The sequence below is a fragment of the Brevibacillus sp. BD137 genome, assembly GCF_041644655.1.
Taxonomy (GTDB): Bacteria; Bacillota; Bacilli; order Brevibacillales; family Brevibacillaceae; genus Brevibacillus; species Brevibacillus brevis_D.
On the sequence record NZ_JAOTNO010000001.1, the window covers coordinates 505,382 to 518,507 of the forward strand.

The 13,126-nt window shown below is 46.9% G+C and carries 13 protein-coding genes and 1 pseudogene; 5 read left to right on the plus strand and 9 right to left on the minus strand.

What is annotated here, in order from left to right; genetic code table 11:
* Positions 1-68 precede the first annotated feature (68 nt).
* A complete protein-coding gene (locus ODZ53_RS02710) occupies positions 69-668 on the minus strand; it encodes a hypothetical protein (protein ID WP_173605277.1) in 600 nt (199 codons plus the stop codon).
* Positions 669-898: 230 nt separating this feature from the next.
* Between ODZ53_RS02710 and ODZ53_RS02715 the strand changes: the two genes are divergently transcribed.
* Positions 899-1,534, plus strand: a complete 636-nt coding sequence (locus ODZ53_RS02715) for a YktB family protein (RefSeq protein WP_142496425.1) — start codon at positions 899-901, stop codon at positions 1,532-1,534.
* Between the two features lie 84 nt (positions 1,535-1,618).
* On the opposite strand, the pseudogene ODZ53_RS02720 reads toward ODZ53_RS02715, so the two are convergent.
* A pseudogene (locus ODZ53_RS02720) lies at positions 1,619-2,581 on the minus strand (NAD(P)H-dependent flavin oxidoreductase); the annotation flags it as partial.
* Positions 2,582-2,744: 163 nt separating this feature from the next.
* On the opposite strand from ODZ53_RS02720, the gene ODZ53_RS02725 reads away from it, so the two are divergent.
* Together ODZ53_RS02725 and ODZ53_RS02730 are read left to right on the plus strand one after the other, a co-directional pair.
* Positions 2,745-4,217, plus strand: a complete 1,473-nt coding sequence (locus ODZ53_RS02725; protein WP_087348096.1) for an aminotransferase class I/II-fold pyridoxal phosphate-dependent enzyme — start codon at positions 2,745-2,747, stop codon at positions 4,215-4,217.
* A 119-nt stretch (positions 4,218-4,336) separates the two neighbouring features.
* Positions 4,337-6,274 carry a beta/alpha barrel domain-containing protein gene (locus ODZ53_RS02730; protein ID WP_372675819.1) on the plus strand — a complete coding sequence of 646 codons (1,938 nt, stop codon included), beginning with the start codon at positions 4,337-4,339 and terminating at the stop codon, positions 6,272-6,274.
* A 69-nt stretch (positions 6,275-6,343) separates the two neighbouring features.
* On the opposite strand, the gene ODZ53_RS02735 is transcribed toward ODZ53_RS02730, so the two are convergent.
* From ODZ53_RS02735 to ODZ53_RS02755, 5 genes are all read right to left on the minus strand, one after another.
* The gene (locus ODZ53_RS02735; protein ID WP_372675820.1) at positions 6,344-8,248 is read right to left on the minus strand and encodes a hypothetical protein; all 1,905 of its coding nucleotides are present in this window, start codon (positions 8,246-8,248) and stop codon (positions 6,344-6,346) included.
* A 107-nt stretch (positions 8,249-8,355) separates the two neighbouring features.
* On the minus strand, positions 8,356-8,481 hold the full coding sequence (locus ODZ53_RS02740) for a GapA-binding peptide SR1P (protein WP_372675821.1): 126 nt from the start codon (positions 8,479-8,481) through the stop codon (positions 8,356-8,358).
* Positions 8,482-8,599: 118 nt separating this feature from the next.
* A complete protein-coding gene (locus ODZ53_RS02745; protein ID WP_372675822.1) occupies positions 8,600-9,397 on the minus strand; it encodes an alpha/beta hydrolase in 798 nt (265 codons plus the stop codon).
* A 109-nt stretch (positions 9,398-9,506) separates the two neighbouring features.
* The gene (locus tag ODZ53_RS02750; RefSeq protein ID WP_015892160.1) at positions 9,507-9,806 is read right to left on the minus strand and encodes a DUF3055 domain-containing protein; all 300 of its coding nucleotides are present in this window, start codon (positions 9,804-9,806) and stop codon (positions 9,507-9,509) included.
* 78 nt (positions 9,807-9,884) lie between these two features.
* Complete coding sequence (locus ODZ53_RS02755; protein WP_026134060.1) at positions 9,885-10,433, minus strand: MarR family winged helix-turn-helix transcriptional regulator; 549 nt, start codon at positions 10,431-10,433, stop codon at positions 9,885-9,887.
* 180 nt (positions 10,434-10,613) lie between these two features.
* Here ODZ53_RS02755 and ODZ53_RS02760 point away from each other — a divergent pair, with 180 nt between their 5' ends.
* Both ODZ53_RS02760 and ODZ53_RS02765 read left to right on the plus strand, forming a co-directional pair.
* Positions 10,614-11,042 carry a DUF1885 family protein gene (locus tag ODZ53_RS02760; RefSeq protein WP_016740671.1) on the plus strand — a complete coding sequence of 143 codons (429 nt, stop codon included), beginning with the start codon at positions 10,614-10,616 and terminating at the stop codon, positions 11,040-11,042.
* A gap of 109 nt (positions 11,043-11,151) precedes the next feature.
* Positions 11,152-11,790, plus strand: coding sequence for a glycoside hydrolase family 73 protein (locus tag ODZ53_RS02765; protein WP_372675823.1), 639 nt, complete (start codon positions 11,152-11,154; stop codon positions 11,788-11,790).
* A 113-nt stretch (positions 11,791-11,903) separates the two neighbouring features.
* Here the strand turns inward: ODZ53_RS02765 and ODZ53_RS02770 are convergent, their stop codons facing one another.
* Together ODZ53_RS02770 and ODZ53_RS02775 are read right to left on the minus strand one after the other, a co-directional pair.
* On the minus strand, positions 11,904-12,266 hold the full coding sequence (locus ODZ53_RS02770; RefSeq protein ID WP_007723202.1) for a DUF4912 domain-containing protein: 363 nt from the start codon (positions 12,264-12,266) through the stop codon (positions 11,904-11,906).
* A 108-nt stretch (positions 12,267-12,374) separates the two neighbouring features.
* Positions 12,375-12,974: a hypothetical protein gene (locus tag ODZ53_RS02775; protein WP_015892164.1), complete on the minus strand. Its 600-nt coding sequence runs from the start codon at positions 12,972-12,974 to the stop codon at positions 12,375-12,377.
* Positions 12,975-13,126 lie beyond the last annotated feature (152 nt).

Below are 13,126 nucleotides of genomic sequence, written 5' to 3' on the forward strand. Positions count from 1 at the left end.
GATGTCGCTTTTTCATTCCGTATTGGTTTGTGTCAAACTCATCGTCCTTTGGCTATCCTCCAGTCTGCCTACGCTTCCAAAAGCAACATTTCCCGACGGAGCTGTTTTAATCGCTCTGTGGAGTGTTTCATCTGACTTTGGTCTTTGGCTTGCATCGCGTCATACAACGTCGCCAGTTCATAATCCAACTCCAGTCGCAGTACCGGGATGCGTTCTTCCGAGTCACGTCGTTTCATCGCGGCAATTACCTGATCCATCGTTACATTGCAAAATTTTTCATAGATCACTTTTTTCTCAGCTCCTTTTAATTCCACTATTCTGATAACTTCTCCGTACTGGATTTGCTTCAGCAAGACGCACTCTTCAAAAGTGACCTTGATCATGGCATGCCCTTTTGCCCGCTCTACGAAGTGGTACAGTACGAGTGCCACCCGAGAATCATTGACAGGAATGCCTGCAATGTGCAGCTTATAGGACCCATTTAAACGCTGCATTTTCCAGTCGGATCGGCCATCTGTGGTGTTCACGAGGAGGTGAAACTGCTCGGGAGATTCTTTCCACGTGACGCTCACCCCTGCTTCCACCAGGGCCTGCACCATCGCGTGCAATGTTTTGCGGTCAAACCAAACTGCCAAATGGAAATACTCCAACTCCATGCCGAGATTCATCTTCTACAGGCCCCTCCCGTTGACAGAATACTCAGATATCGTTTTCGCCGTAAGGGAGTGAGTGGTATATCATATTATTCAGGCTTTGGTTTTGCTATTCATAAACTCGGCATGTATTTTTTTCCTGGATGGTATGATATCATATGGAGGATTCCAAGCTCCCTTGACGGGGACGATCGCCCTTTTCTTTCCAGTGGGGTTTGATGATGCTTAAAAGAGGTGTTTGTTACATGCCAACGTTTCCAGGTTTTCGTCAAGAAGATTTTGATGTTTTTGCCATTGATGGACTGGATGCTCGGATGGACGCGATCAAAACCAATATCCGTCCCAAATTCGAAGTACTCAGCCAACACTTTGCGCCTTTTCTTTCCGTAGCAACCGGGGATGAAATGTTTACGCACATAGCAAAACATGCACGCCGTACGGTGAACCCACCAGCTGATACGTGGGTTGCCTGGGCTAATGATAAACGCGGTTACAAAAAACATCCGCACTTTCAAATCGGCTTGTGGGGAACACATTTGTTCGTTTGGTACGCGGTAATTTACGAATCTCCTTCCAAAGAGATCATCAGCCATGCGTTTAACAAGCATCTGGATGAGGTTCTTGCGATGGTTCCGGAGCACTTTCACTGGTCCCCGGATCATATGCAACCAGCAAGTACGTCTCAAAAAGAATTGGGCACGGCTGGCGTGAAAAAGCTGGTGGACAGGCTGGCACAGGTAAAAAAAGCGGAGTTGCTCTGCGGAATTACCATTGATCGTCATGATCCAATTCTTTCAGACGGAGAAGCATTGGTGAGTCGACTCGAAGAAACATTTGGCGTGTTGAGTAAGCTCTATACATTAGGAAATTCTCGTGGATAGAGCGCTTACTGCTTTCTTTAATTAAGTTATATGCAAAAGAACAGGTCCGCTTTCATTTGAAAAACGCAGGCCTGTTCTTTTGTTTTAGGAAAAAGACCGCAGTCGATCCAAAGACTTGTTCACATCGCCAAACATACGGTCAAACAATTGTTGGACACTAGGTACATCATCAATCAATCCAATAACCTGACCAGCCCACCCAAAGCCTCGCCGGCTGTCGCCCTCATAAATAAAGGTGCAATTGCTCTCTCCACTGATGAAGCTCTTTAACTGCTCGTAGCCTGCCCCTTCTTTTTCCAATTGGAGAATATGATCAGAGCCTGGTGTACGAACGACCCTCGCGGGTGCCCCCAGTGTGCGCTTGATAACTGCGGTATCGTGCTCGGTTCCAGTAACTAACGCCTCTTTGTAGGCAGAATGGGCATGGGCACATTCTTTCGTCGCAATAAATCGCGTTCCCATCTCCACACCTTCTGCACCAAGTGCAAGCGCTGCCAAAATTCCCCGACCATCGCCGATTCCACCGCTAGCCAATACCGGGATTTTCACGGAATCCACCACACGCGGAATCAGAACAAACGTACCGATATCATCTCGTCCCAGGTGACCCCCACCTTCTTGACCGACAGCCATCACAGCATCCGCGCCGATCGATTCAGCTTTTTGTGCTTGGCGGGCAGATGCAACCAAGACAAGCTTTTTGATGGGATGACCATCGAGTCTGCGCAGCAGTGGCTCTGGATTTCCTCCTGTTACCGAAACAGCTGTCACTCCTTCTTCAATCGCCACATCCAGCATTTCTTCATACGGCCGACCGTGTTGACCAATTGCGTAATTCACACCAAATGGTTTATCAGTCAATGCACGAACCTTGCGAATCTCCTCTCGCAGCGCTTTAGCCGATGGCAAGGACATCGCCGTAATTTGACCGAGTCCCCCCGCATTTGACACAGCCGCAGCCAAGTCTGCGTAAGCTAAATAAGCCAAGCCGCCTTGAACGACTGGGTATGCTATTTGAAGTAGCTCCGTTACTCTCGTTTTCATCCTTTTATCACCTCGTGTAAATGACCTTCTCGGCTTACAGGCTAAACTCCTGCCACCACACGTAAACCTGAATAAAAATTCGCTTGCTTTCCCCCCCTATTTTGCTATACTCAATTTGTTTGTTTTTCCCCTTATTATTCTTGATTAGTAAAGTGAGGCGATCGTAGTGAGACAAATGAAAACTCCTTTGTTCAGCGGGTTGTTGGAGCACGCCAACCGGAACCCGATTCAATTTCACATTCCGGGCCATAAGAAGGGTATGGGTATGCATCCGGCATTTCGCGAGTTCATCGGGGACAACGCTCTTTCGATAGACCTCATCAACATTGCGCCATTGGATGATTTGCATCACCCGAAGGCAATGATTAAAGAAGCACAAGATTTGGCAGCCGAGGCATTCGGCGCTGACCATACATTCTTTTCCGTACAAGGTACAAGCGGTGCCATCATGGCGATGATTATGGCGACCTGCAGTCCTGGCGACAAAATTATCGTACCGCGTAACGTGCACAAATCGATTATGTCGGCGATTATTTTCGCTGGAGCAATCCCCATCTTTATTCACCCTGCCATGGACGAGCGTCTGGGTATTTCTCACGGGATCACAGTGAAGGCCGTGCAAAAAGCACTGGAAGCCCACCCTGATGCTGCTGCTCTGTTGGTGATTAACCCAACGTACTTCGGTATTGCAGGTGACCTGCGTGAGATCGTGCGGGCGGCGCATAACTATGAAATTCCTGTATTGGTCGACGAAGCTCACGGTGTGCATATTCATTTTCACGAGGAGCTCCCGATTTCAGCCATGCAAGCAGGTGCCGACATGGCTGCGACCAGCGTACACAAGCTGGGTGGCTCTTTGACCCAAACGTCGATCTTGAATGTACGGGAAGGGCTCGTCGATGTGGATCGGGTGAAAACGGTCATGAGTATGCTCACGACGACCTCGACGTCTTACATCTTCCTCGCGTCGTTGGACATGGCGCGTCAGCACTTGGCCCTCAACGGGAAAATGCTCGCGGATCAAGCGATGGAGCTGGCAACAAAAGCACGCGATATGATTAACGAAATCCCGCGTATTTACTGCGTTGGCAAGGAGATTCTTGGAAAGCCTGCGACTTTTGCAATGGACCCAACCAAGCTCCTCATCCATGTACGCGATCTCGGAATCACTGGATGGGAAGTCGAGAACTGGCTGCGTGACAAGTATAACATTGAGGTAGAGATGAGCGATCTGTATAACATCCTCTGCTTCGTTACTGCCGGAGATACGGAAGAATCCATCCGTGCGCTGGTAAATGGCTTGCGTGATCTGTCCGTTGAATTTTCGCACGTACAAGCAGAAGACAAGCCGACCATCTCCCTGCCGAATATCCCTGTGCTGTCCACCACCCCTCGAGATGCTTTCTATGCAGAAACAGAGACGATTCCATTAGTGGAAGCAGCAGGTCGAGTCATCACTGAGTTCATCATGGTGTATCCTCCAGGCATCCCGATCTTCCTACCTGGGGAGGTAATCACCGAGGAAAATATCGCATACATCCAGGAGAACATTCGAGTCGGATTACCCGTACAAGGTCCTGAAGATGAGACACTGAAAACGATCAAAGTCGTAAAAAGACAAACCGCCATTTCTGGCTAAGCGATCCGAACCGAAAAACGGCTGCCTCTTTCACGAGAGAGCAGCTTTTTTATTTTTTATGCAAGCATTTTAAGATAAGATGAAATTGGGAAAAATCAGGAAAGGTGAGCGATGCTGCCATGCCAGACTGGTCGTATCAAACGATATTCCGGCCACTTCTCTTTCTCATGCCACCCGAACGGGCCAGATCGATTACCTTGAAATCAATCGGTACTTTGGCCAAAATTCCGGGTGGTCCGTCCATCATCGAATGGATGGGACATATGGAACCACCCTCGCAGCTCTCCAAAACAATGGGCCCAGTCACGTTCCCTACCCCAGTCGGGTTGGGTGCAGGATTGGATACGGAATGCATCGCCATTCAGGCGCTGTCCAAATTCGGCTTCGGGTTTCTAGAACTGGGACCTGTGTCCAAAGAACCGATCAATTCTCACGGCACCGTTCAACGTGACATTACCGCCATGAACATCCACTATTCAGGTCATTTGGTAAATAATGGTATAGATAGCCTTCTGAGGCGCCTGACGGGGTCTGCTGACGTCAAAATTCCGATCGGAGTCAGATTGGCCTGCCAACCAGAAACCAGCCTGAGAGAAGCCACAGAGGAGCTTCAGGAGCTGATCGGCAAATTAGAGCACATCTGTTCGTTTTTCACAATTGACACGCGCGCGAATTTGGGACAGCCAGAATGGAGCCATACAGCGTGGAAGGAACATTTTTCTTGTTTGCGCAGTCAAACGGATCTACCTCTCTTGCTGGCGATTCCTCCGAGCCTTTCAGAAACGGAAGCACTCCCGATTCTCACCTCGGCAAAAGAAGCAGGACTCAACGGTCTAGTTGTCGCTGGAGGCATCATTCAGGAAGATTCATCATGCGCGGAAACCTCTGTTTACACCACGGGGAGGAGTTCACACAAACAAGCGGTCAATTTTGTCTCCTGGACACGGGAACAGTGGTCAGATGCTCTTATCATTGGATCAGGTGGGATTCTGGAGCCACAAGATGCCCTGACCTTTCTGGCAGCGGGTGCCGACTTTGTCCAGTTGCACAGTGGCTTGGTCTATTCTGGACCTGGCTTGCCAAAACGAATTAACGAAGCCATCTTGCAATCACAACCAGCCACAAACCCTCCACAAGAAAATCGACCTGCTTTTTTATTTCCTCCTTGGGTATGGGGCATCTTGTTGGGCTTGGGCATGATGATCGGTGGGGCACTTGCCTGGCTGGTCGCCGCAACAACTGTTGTCCTCCCCTACGACGAACGCTTTCTCGGGATGTCAGCCGACCAGCTTGCATTTTTAAATGCGCAAATCCTCTCTTTTATGTCACACGATCGGGTAAGTCTTGCAGGAACGATGATATCCATAGGAATTTTGTATAGCCAACTGGCTTACCATGGCCTACGTAAAGATATTCACTGGACGCGGACCATCTTGCTCGTCTCCGGAGCCGTTGGATTTTCCAGCATCTTTTTATTTATTGGATACGGGTACTTCGATTACTTGCACGCGATTTTAGCGCTCGTATTGTTCCCCATGTTTTTGCTCGCATTACGGACACCAGCGAAGGTTCATTTGACTCGCCTACCTCCTCAGCTTCACAATGATCGAGATTGGCGAATGGCACTATGGGGACAGTTGCTCTTTGTCATCATCGGATTTGGTTTAACAGGGGCTGGTATCATCATTTCGATCATCGGCGTCACTGGTGTCTTCGTTCCTTCCGACCTCGTCTTTCTCTGTGTGTCTGCTGATACCTTGCAGTCTTACAACGAGCAATTAATTCCGGTCATTGCTCATGACCGCGCTGGCTTTGGCGGGGCATTAGTTTCGAATGGCCTAGCCGTCTTGCTAATCAGTCTTTGGGGGATCAGGCGAGGAGAAGCGTGGATTTGGTGGACATTGTTTTTAGCAGGCATTCCAGGCTTTGTTTCTGGCATAGGCATACATTTTACCGTTGGCTATGTTGATTTTATTCATCTCTTGCCTGCTTATGTCGCCGTCCTTTTATTTCTCATAGCACTTGTCCTTTTGAAGCCGTATTTATGCCGGACATAAAAGAAAACAGACGAAAGAAATCCTTTCGTCTGTTTTTCTCTCAGAGAGCCTGACTCGATTTATTCGGAATCAGTCCTCGTCTTTTTCATCATCGTCCTCTTCGTCGTCATCGTCAGCACCCGAAGTGAACGCCAACGTGTAAACGTAAGGAGTTTTGTCGCGATCATCTACCCAGACAATGCGATTCCCACCCATGCGCGGGCTTTTCAATTCCGCATCATCATCCCACTCGATATCGCTAAATGACCCCTCTTCGAAATCATATAGCTCAAAGTAGAACTGCTTGCCTTTTCCGGACAGACGATTGTCTTCAAACAAAATCATATTTCGTGAAGCCTGTGGATTTTTCTGGTCGCCATCCGAATAGCGTAGCAGCGGATTGACTTTTTGACGGTCGATGTTGTAATAGTACAAATCCCAACCTGCTTTGGAATTGCCAGTATCTTCGCTCCAAACCACGAAATCATCGCCAATGGCTGCTTTCTCTATTTTTACGTTTTTACGAATTTCTCTTTCTCTATCTGCCTCGATATCGTAGAGAACGATCGACGCATTCTTTTTGCCTTCTTCGACTACCCAGGTTGCATAGTCCTGAGAAATATCAACACTTAACGGTTCACTTTTCAGCCTTGTTACCTCAGTATGCTTTCCAGTGGACAGATTTGTGATGATCACTTCTGCTCTGCGATCGACATTAACCCACAATAGACGCTCTCCGTCGATTTCGTAAAACTTCTCACTCGGCTTTTGATCATCATCTTCGTTTGTGATCTGCGTTTGGACGCCTTTACGAATATCGTAGGAGAAGAGTGCGTCTTCCTTCTGATCATACCAGACAACATAACGAGAGCTTACGACAGGGCGAGCAGCATCTTGATCTGAACCACTGATGGCTTTGCTCGTTCCTTTTTCCATATCGTAAAGAACGATCGCATTGTTATTCTTAGACTTTGATACATACGCGACATAACGATCGTGACCAGCTGGATCAATAGGATCGCCACCTACATTACCCAGCGGAACTTGCTCTTTATCGTCCAGATCATACAGATGAAGCTGGAGCTTTTTATTACTGTCCTTTTTGGCATACAAAATGTAGTCACCATAAATTTTCGGTCCTACATTTCCAGAAAGGTTGGAGTCAATCTTCTTTTTGGACGATTTATCGACGGTACGATAGATCAGATCATTACCTTCCGCATACACATAATCGTCTTTGTACGTATGTACAAATTCTTTGTCACTTGAACCGTTCGTCAATTCTTTGTTTCTGCCATTGCTGATGGTATGCACGTATATTTGATTATAGGAGCGATTCTCATACAAAATTTTATTTGTGGAAAGAGTAGGACGCCCTTGATCGCCTTTTTGGACGACAGCTTCCTTTTCTTGTTTGGCTTTGATATCGTAATAGTAAATATCGCTGTTGCCATCTCGCTCATCTTCCCATGCGACATACGCATCACTTACCACTGGGTTGCTTGCTTTTCCATTCGCAGATACGACCTCTGTATCACCTGTAGAAATTTTGTACAGATAAACATCCCCGTTATCTGTCCAGACGACGTTTTTATCCCCGATCTCCACACCATCGACAGTTGCTGACCCATCTGACAAACGGGTTTCTTTTTGCTCCGCGATGTCATACAAGTAGACGTCCGAACCTCCATCACGGGAGTCGATCCACACGACATACTCACCATCGACTTTCGGATTCGTCTTTTCAGATTCCTTGTCGCCAATTTGCGTTTGTGTACCTTTATCGAGATTGTAAAGGGTTACGGTTTCTTCCCCTTCAACCATCCACACGGCATATTTTTTGGAAATGTCATAACCGGCTCCGGAAATTTCTGGCTTGCTCGCATCGATTTTTTCTTCATCACCAATACTGTAGGCAAGCGCCGGTGTCCCGCTCCACAGAGATGTGACCAAAAGTGCAGCGGCCAGCATTCCCTGCATCGGTTTTCGCTTCATGAAACAATTCCTCCTTTTACAACGATTTTCACTCTTCTCCATTATCCTCCATACGGAAAAGGTTGTCAAAAAAAACAGGCCTCACCGTAGGCCTGTTGACTATTTTTTTATTCTTTTTCCTGTCTTTCACCAGGTTGGCAGTCACAGTTGCACACCGCATAAAGCGTTTTCACTGAGTTACATTCAAAATGCTCGATGATGGTTCCGCAAGTCTGACATACGATAGTTCCCATCTATGTCCCCTCCGCATTCAATTGATTCACATATTCCTTTAAATGTTATGTTACATTCATCTTAATATGCTACACCATTCGGAGTCAAGATGCATTTGTTGATAATTAGTATGTCACATTACAGCGTAATATTGTCATTCAACCAGATCACGATTTTTTGCAAGACTTCTTCCTTTTCAGGCTCATTCAAAATTTCGTGTCGCAAGCCTGTGAATCGCTCAAAGGTTTGTCTGTCTGAAAGGCCGGCTGTAAACTGCTCCACAGCATCCGCATCAACCAATGTATCAGCACCAGCCTGCAAAACAAGGACAGGATGCTTGATTCGATTTCTTTCCTCCCACGCCTTTTCCATAGATCGGTTTAATTCCGTGAACCATCTGACACTTACCTTGGAATAATTGAGCAGATCGTTCCGATAAGCAGCCTGAACAGCTTCGTCACGCGATACCATATCGGGAGTGATTCCATTCGGCATGACAAGGGTTGGCCAGACCCGATCGAGAAATTGTGCCAATTGCGCCTTCCACGCCGGTACAGCCAATTTGAGCTTCATGCATGGAGATGTGAGAATTAACCCGGCCAACTCATTGCTCCGCTCATCCGTCTGAATAAAGCGAGTCGCGATGAGACCACCCAGACTATGCCCCATTAAAAATACTGGCTTCTCCCCTGATGCATCGGCAAGAGCGGTACTCGTCCACTCACGTACACGGGACAAATAGTCTTCGAATGATTGAATATGCCCCCGCCTCCCAGGAGAGCGCCCCCATCCCGGCAAATCTTCCGCATATACGTCCCAGCCTGCCTGATTGAAGTAAGCTGCTACATGCTCATAGCGCCCATGATGCTCTCCCGTTCCATGGACGAGAACAATGGCTCCCCGAGAATCATTGGCCGACCATTTATGTACACCCATTCTCCCTGTTCCTCCTACTGCTTGATTTCTTTTGATTATACTAAAAAACGGAGGGTCGTATTTTACAAAAAAAACCAAAACGAGCAGAAGATAAACTTCTGCTCGTTACCTAATACTGATTTTCTTCAAATGGAATGGATGGTAAATGCTCCTGAAAAAACTCAGCAAGCGCGACTGCCTCGTTCTCCGAATCCAGCCTGAAAATTTTTTGCAGGTATCCTGGATTCACCGCATCTTCAGAACTGAGAAGAGTCGATTGCCCTGTCTGCATACAGATCACCAACGGCTTCCCATAAAACTTGTGTGTAAAGACCATGCCAAAGTCGTATCGTGTTCCCTCTGAAATAAAACCGAGAAAACGTACATTAGCATTCTCCGATACGTCGTATAAGTGGTCGTAGTGCTCCATCAGCAATCCCTCCTCAACAGTATTTTGGCCTCCGAATTTCGTAAAATATTCGGATTATTTACTAGTATAAGCGAAAAATCACGTTTTTGCCACCCAAACAGCATCATTTACCAGACGTGTCGGGTTCATGACCCTGTCTTCGCCTTCTTGAATCCATCTTACTTTTTCTGCACCATGCAACGATTGCGCGACAAAGGAGAGACATTCAAAGAACAGTTCAACTACTGCTGTACTGTATCGTTCCTCCATTTTCTCCAATGCATACGTCAATCTAAAAATATCTGGTACACTTCTTCGACTGGCTTCCAATACTTCTTTTCCTTTTTCAGTCGGGTATACGTGAACCACACGCCCATCCAACTCCGACTTTTCGATGGTCACCATGCCTTTCTCCATTAATTTCTTGATATGAATGACAATCGAAGAGGGATGCCAAAAGGTCCAATCTGCAATTTGCGTGACGCGTACACCTTCATAGCAGTAGATGATCCAGAGAATGTTTAACTGCACGGAGGAATCCAATTCAGCTTCCTTCGCTGCCCGCTCCCAGTCTTCTTTGTTCACCACATCGATGGCGCGCATGGTGTTTAAAGCTTCGAATACATGTCTAATTGAGGCCTCCTGCATGCGTATATTCCTCCATGATCCTTTATCGTTCATCTAACGGCATATAAATATGATATATATTTTACACTTTTCAGAAAAAACGCGCAATTGTTTTTGGTCGCCAACTGCCTCATTGCCAAAGAGTGGAAGACAATGCTACACTTAACGCACAGAATACCGGTACTAGGAGTGAGTGCAGTCGTGAAACTTCAATCGGCCTACATCTATTTCGTTGATGGTTCTACCGCAGCATCTGCAAGTATTGACGACGTGAAAGCCAAGTTTACGCGATACGTTGACATGACCACAAAAACAGGAAAGCAGTTGGGCTGGACCTATGCTGACGCCGCTTTCCCTTACACCCTAGAAGAACGCCCTGAAGGAAAGGACGCGTGGTTCCTTCTCAAAGGAAAAGACCCAAATATGTACAAAGCCATCGTTGTTGGAGTCGGGAGCAAAAATGAAAACGGTTCCGAAAAGCACTACATACAAGTGTCCCTCCCTGAATCAGCCACACATGGCGACAAAAATAAGGCTAATGAGTACTGTCGATACTTGGCACGTGATTATAAAGCAGAGCTCCACCTCTTCAACAACCGCATTCAATATTTCCAACCTCGAAAGCCATAAAGAAAAACGGAAAACAGTCGAGTCATATCGACTGTTTTTCATGTTCAGGCCTATTCCCCCCGACCTCTTTTTTTCATACGAATAACAAAGAGAGGAAAGGGGGGAGCTTATGGATGCCCAAGCATTTATTCAGCTGATTGCTGACCACGCCAGAAAGTCTTATCAGAACCATCCTATATTCCCCTCCATTACAATAGCGCAAGCCGTACTCGAGTCAGGTTGGGGTCAAAAAGTACCTGTTGACCCTGCCACTGGGACATCCTCGTACAACCTCTTTGGAATAAAGGGAACGGGACCTGCTGGCTCTGTCACCATCGAAAGCAAAGAGGTAGAAAACGGAAAGACGGTTACACGTACTTCCCAATTCCGCGCTTATGAAAATTATCAGCAATCCATGGAGGACCATGCCCAGTTTCTACGCAAACCCACTTACAAAAACGTGCTTGCAGCCACGACTCCCGCACAAGCCGCACAGGCTTTAGAGGAAGCTGGCTACGCTACCGATCCTGCGTACGCTGAAAAGCTGACGCGCCTCATTCAGACGTACAACTTGACCCAGTACGATCAATTCGGCCCGGAAGAGCCACAATCGATTCCTCCCTGGAAACGGGAGCTGGGAAATCGTGCGTTACAGGAGGGCTTGCTGACCTCGCCCGATTGGCTAAATAAGCTAGATGAACCAATGCCGGTATGGGCTGTTTTAGCAATTGCCCTGCGACTGCTGGACAAACAGCGAGAGAAACCATGAGTCCATGAATAAAAATCAAAAGCCCCATTGCCACAAACAAATCTTGTGGGTAATGGGGCTGTTTCGTATAAAAATGCAGTTGCCTCAGTCGTAACGTTGCTTGAGCACGTTGATCAAATCATTTGAGACCTGGACAGCGAATAAAACCTTCCGTCCACCATCCGAATTCCCAGATCGACGCAATATTCCAATCCTTGCGTCACTCCGTACAAAATCCATTCGGAAGAACGGTGGTTGATATCAAAATCAGTGTAAAGGTCAGTGCCATCATTTCGGATCTCTTTGCGGTACGTCACATCAAAAAGGCGTAGGACAAAAGGCAGTTCAGCAAATGGAATAGCAAACTTTCTCTCTATTTCTTGCTCGAACTCCTTAGTCATGCTCCACTCTGCCTGAATGGACTGCTCATCTTTCCAGGCAATGCGTATACTCGGGCCTTCTACATCCGTGGACGATCGCGGGGGATTTGTCTCCATTCGCTCCCATCGTTCCTTTCTTTTACTTGCTATTACCAAGTATATTGGCTTTTCCGTATATTATAGCACGGGGACATGTAAAGTGGAAACGCATCCAAGCCATAATTTTTAGCGTCCAACTGTAAATGTATTTTCACCGACGGTTACATAAGAAGTGAATTTCTCTGATTTCATTTGAACTTGTACTTTATAAGTGCCGTATGCTTCGAGTTTCGTAGATACAAAAGGCTCAGAAAAATAAAAACTGTTTGCATTCTGTGTGGAGTATTTCCACTCTTTCCCTTTAGACACTTCTTTGCCGTCCGGTCCGACCAACACGAGCTGCATGCGCAAGTCTTTGGCGATAGGCGCGTCATCAACCTCTACGAAAACGTTAAACGTACGAGGCACATTTTTATCGCTGTATCCTTTGACAGGGTTGCTGAAAACGACATTTTTATTGCGGGTCTGCTGAATCCCTTCGACCACAATAATATTTACGTTTGGCTTAATCACTTGCAATTTGCCAGATTGCTGATCGTAATCGACGAAACCACCGAGCTTGTTCACTATTGATTCTACTGATTCAGCCTTGGATGCTGGCATTTCACTCGCTACAGTTTCCGCACCGAAAAATACGCGCATCGCACCTTCTCCCAGCGCAGTAGTGCTCCCCACCCCTGCTGCTACAGTCAACGCCAACAAGGCCGAAAACCATGCTTTTTTCATGTCAATAATCCTCCTGTATGTGTGCGCGGCAGCGCTTGTTTTTCCGGAATTTCTTCTCCCTAGTTTATACGTTTGGAAAAGGAAATAGTTGTGCTGCCCTGATAAGTTTTTTCAACAATATCCACAATATCCACAAGCACAAAAACCTTAGG

Excerpts from the sequence above, each read along its gene's own strand:
- ODZ53_RS02775 (WP_015892164.1), bottom strand. The coding sequence starts at position 12,974 with ATGAAAAAAGCATGGTTTTCGGCCTTGTTGGCGTTGACTGTAGCAGCA.
- ODZ53_RS02715 (WP_142496425.1), top strand. The coding sequence starts at position 899 with ATGCCAACGTTTCCAGGTTTTCGTCAAGAAGATTTTGATGTTTTTGCC.
- ODZ53_RS02765 (WP_372675823.1), top strand. The coding sequence starts at position 11,152 with ATGGATGCCCAAGCATTTATTCAGCTGATTGCTGACCACGCCAGAAAG.
- ODZ53_RS02750 (WP_015892160.1), bottom strand. The coding sequence starts at position 9,806 with ATGGAGCACTACGACCACTTATACGACGTATCGGAGAATGCTAATGTA.
- ODZ53_RS02710 (WP_173605277.1), bottom strand. The coding sequence starts at position 668 with ATGAATCTCGGCATGGAGTTGGAGTATTTCCATTTGGCAGTTTGGTTT.
- ODZ53_RS02770 (WP_007723202.1), bottom strand. The coding sequence starts at position 12,266 with ATGGAGACAAATCCCCCGCGATCGTCCACGGATGTAGAAGGCCCGAGT.
- ODZ53_RS02735 (WP_372675820.1), bottom strand. The coding sequence starts at position 8,248 with ATGAAGCGAAAACCGATGCAGGGAATGCTGGCCGCTGCACTTTTGGTC.
- ODZ53_RS02730 (WP_372675819.1), top strand. The coding sequence starts at position 4,337 with ATGCCAGACTGGTCGTATCAAACGATATTCCGGCCACTTCTCTTTCTC.
- ODZ53_RS02755 (WP_026134060.1), bottom strand. The coding sequence starts at position 10,433 with ATGCAGGAGGCCTCAATTAGACATGTATTCGAAGCTTTAAACACCATG.
- ODZ53_RS02745 (WP_372675822.1), bottom strand. The coding sequence starts at position 9,397 with ATGGGTGTACATAAATGGTCGGCCAATGATTCTCGGGGAGCCATTGTT.
- ODZ53_RS02740 (WP_372675821.1), bottom strand. The coding sequence starts at position 8,481 with ATGGGAACTATCGTATGTCAGACTTGCGGAACCATCATCGAGCATTTT.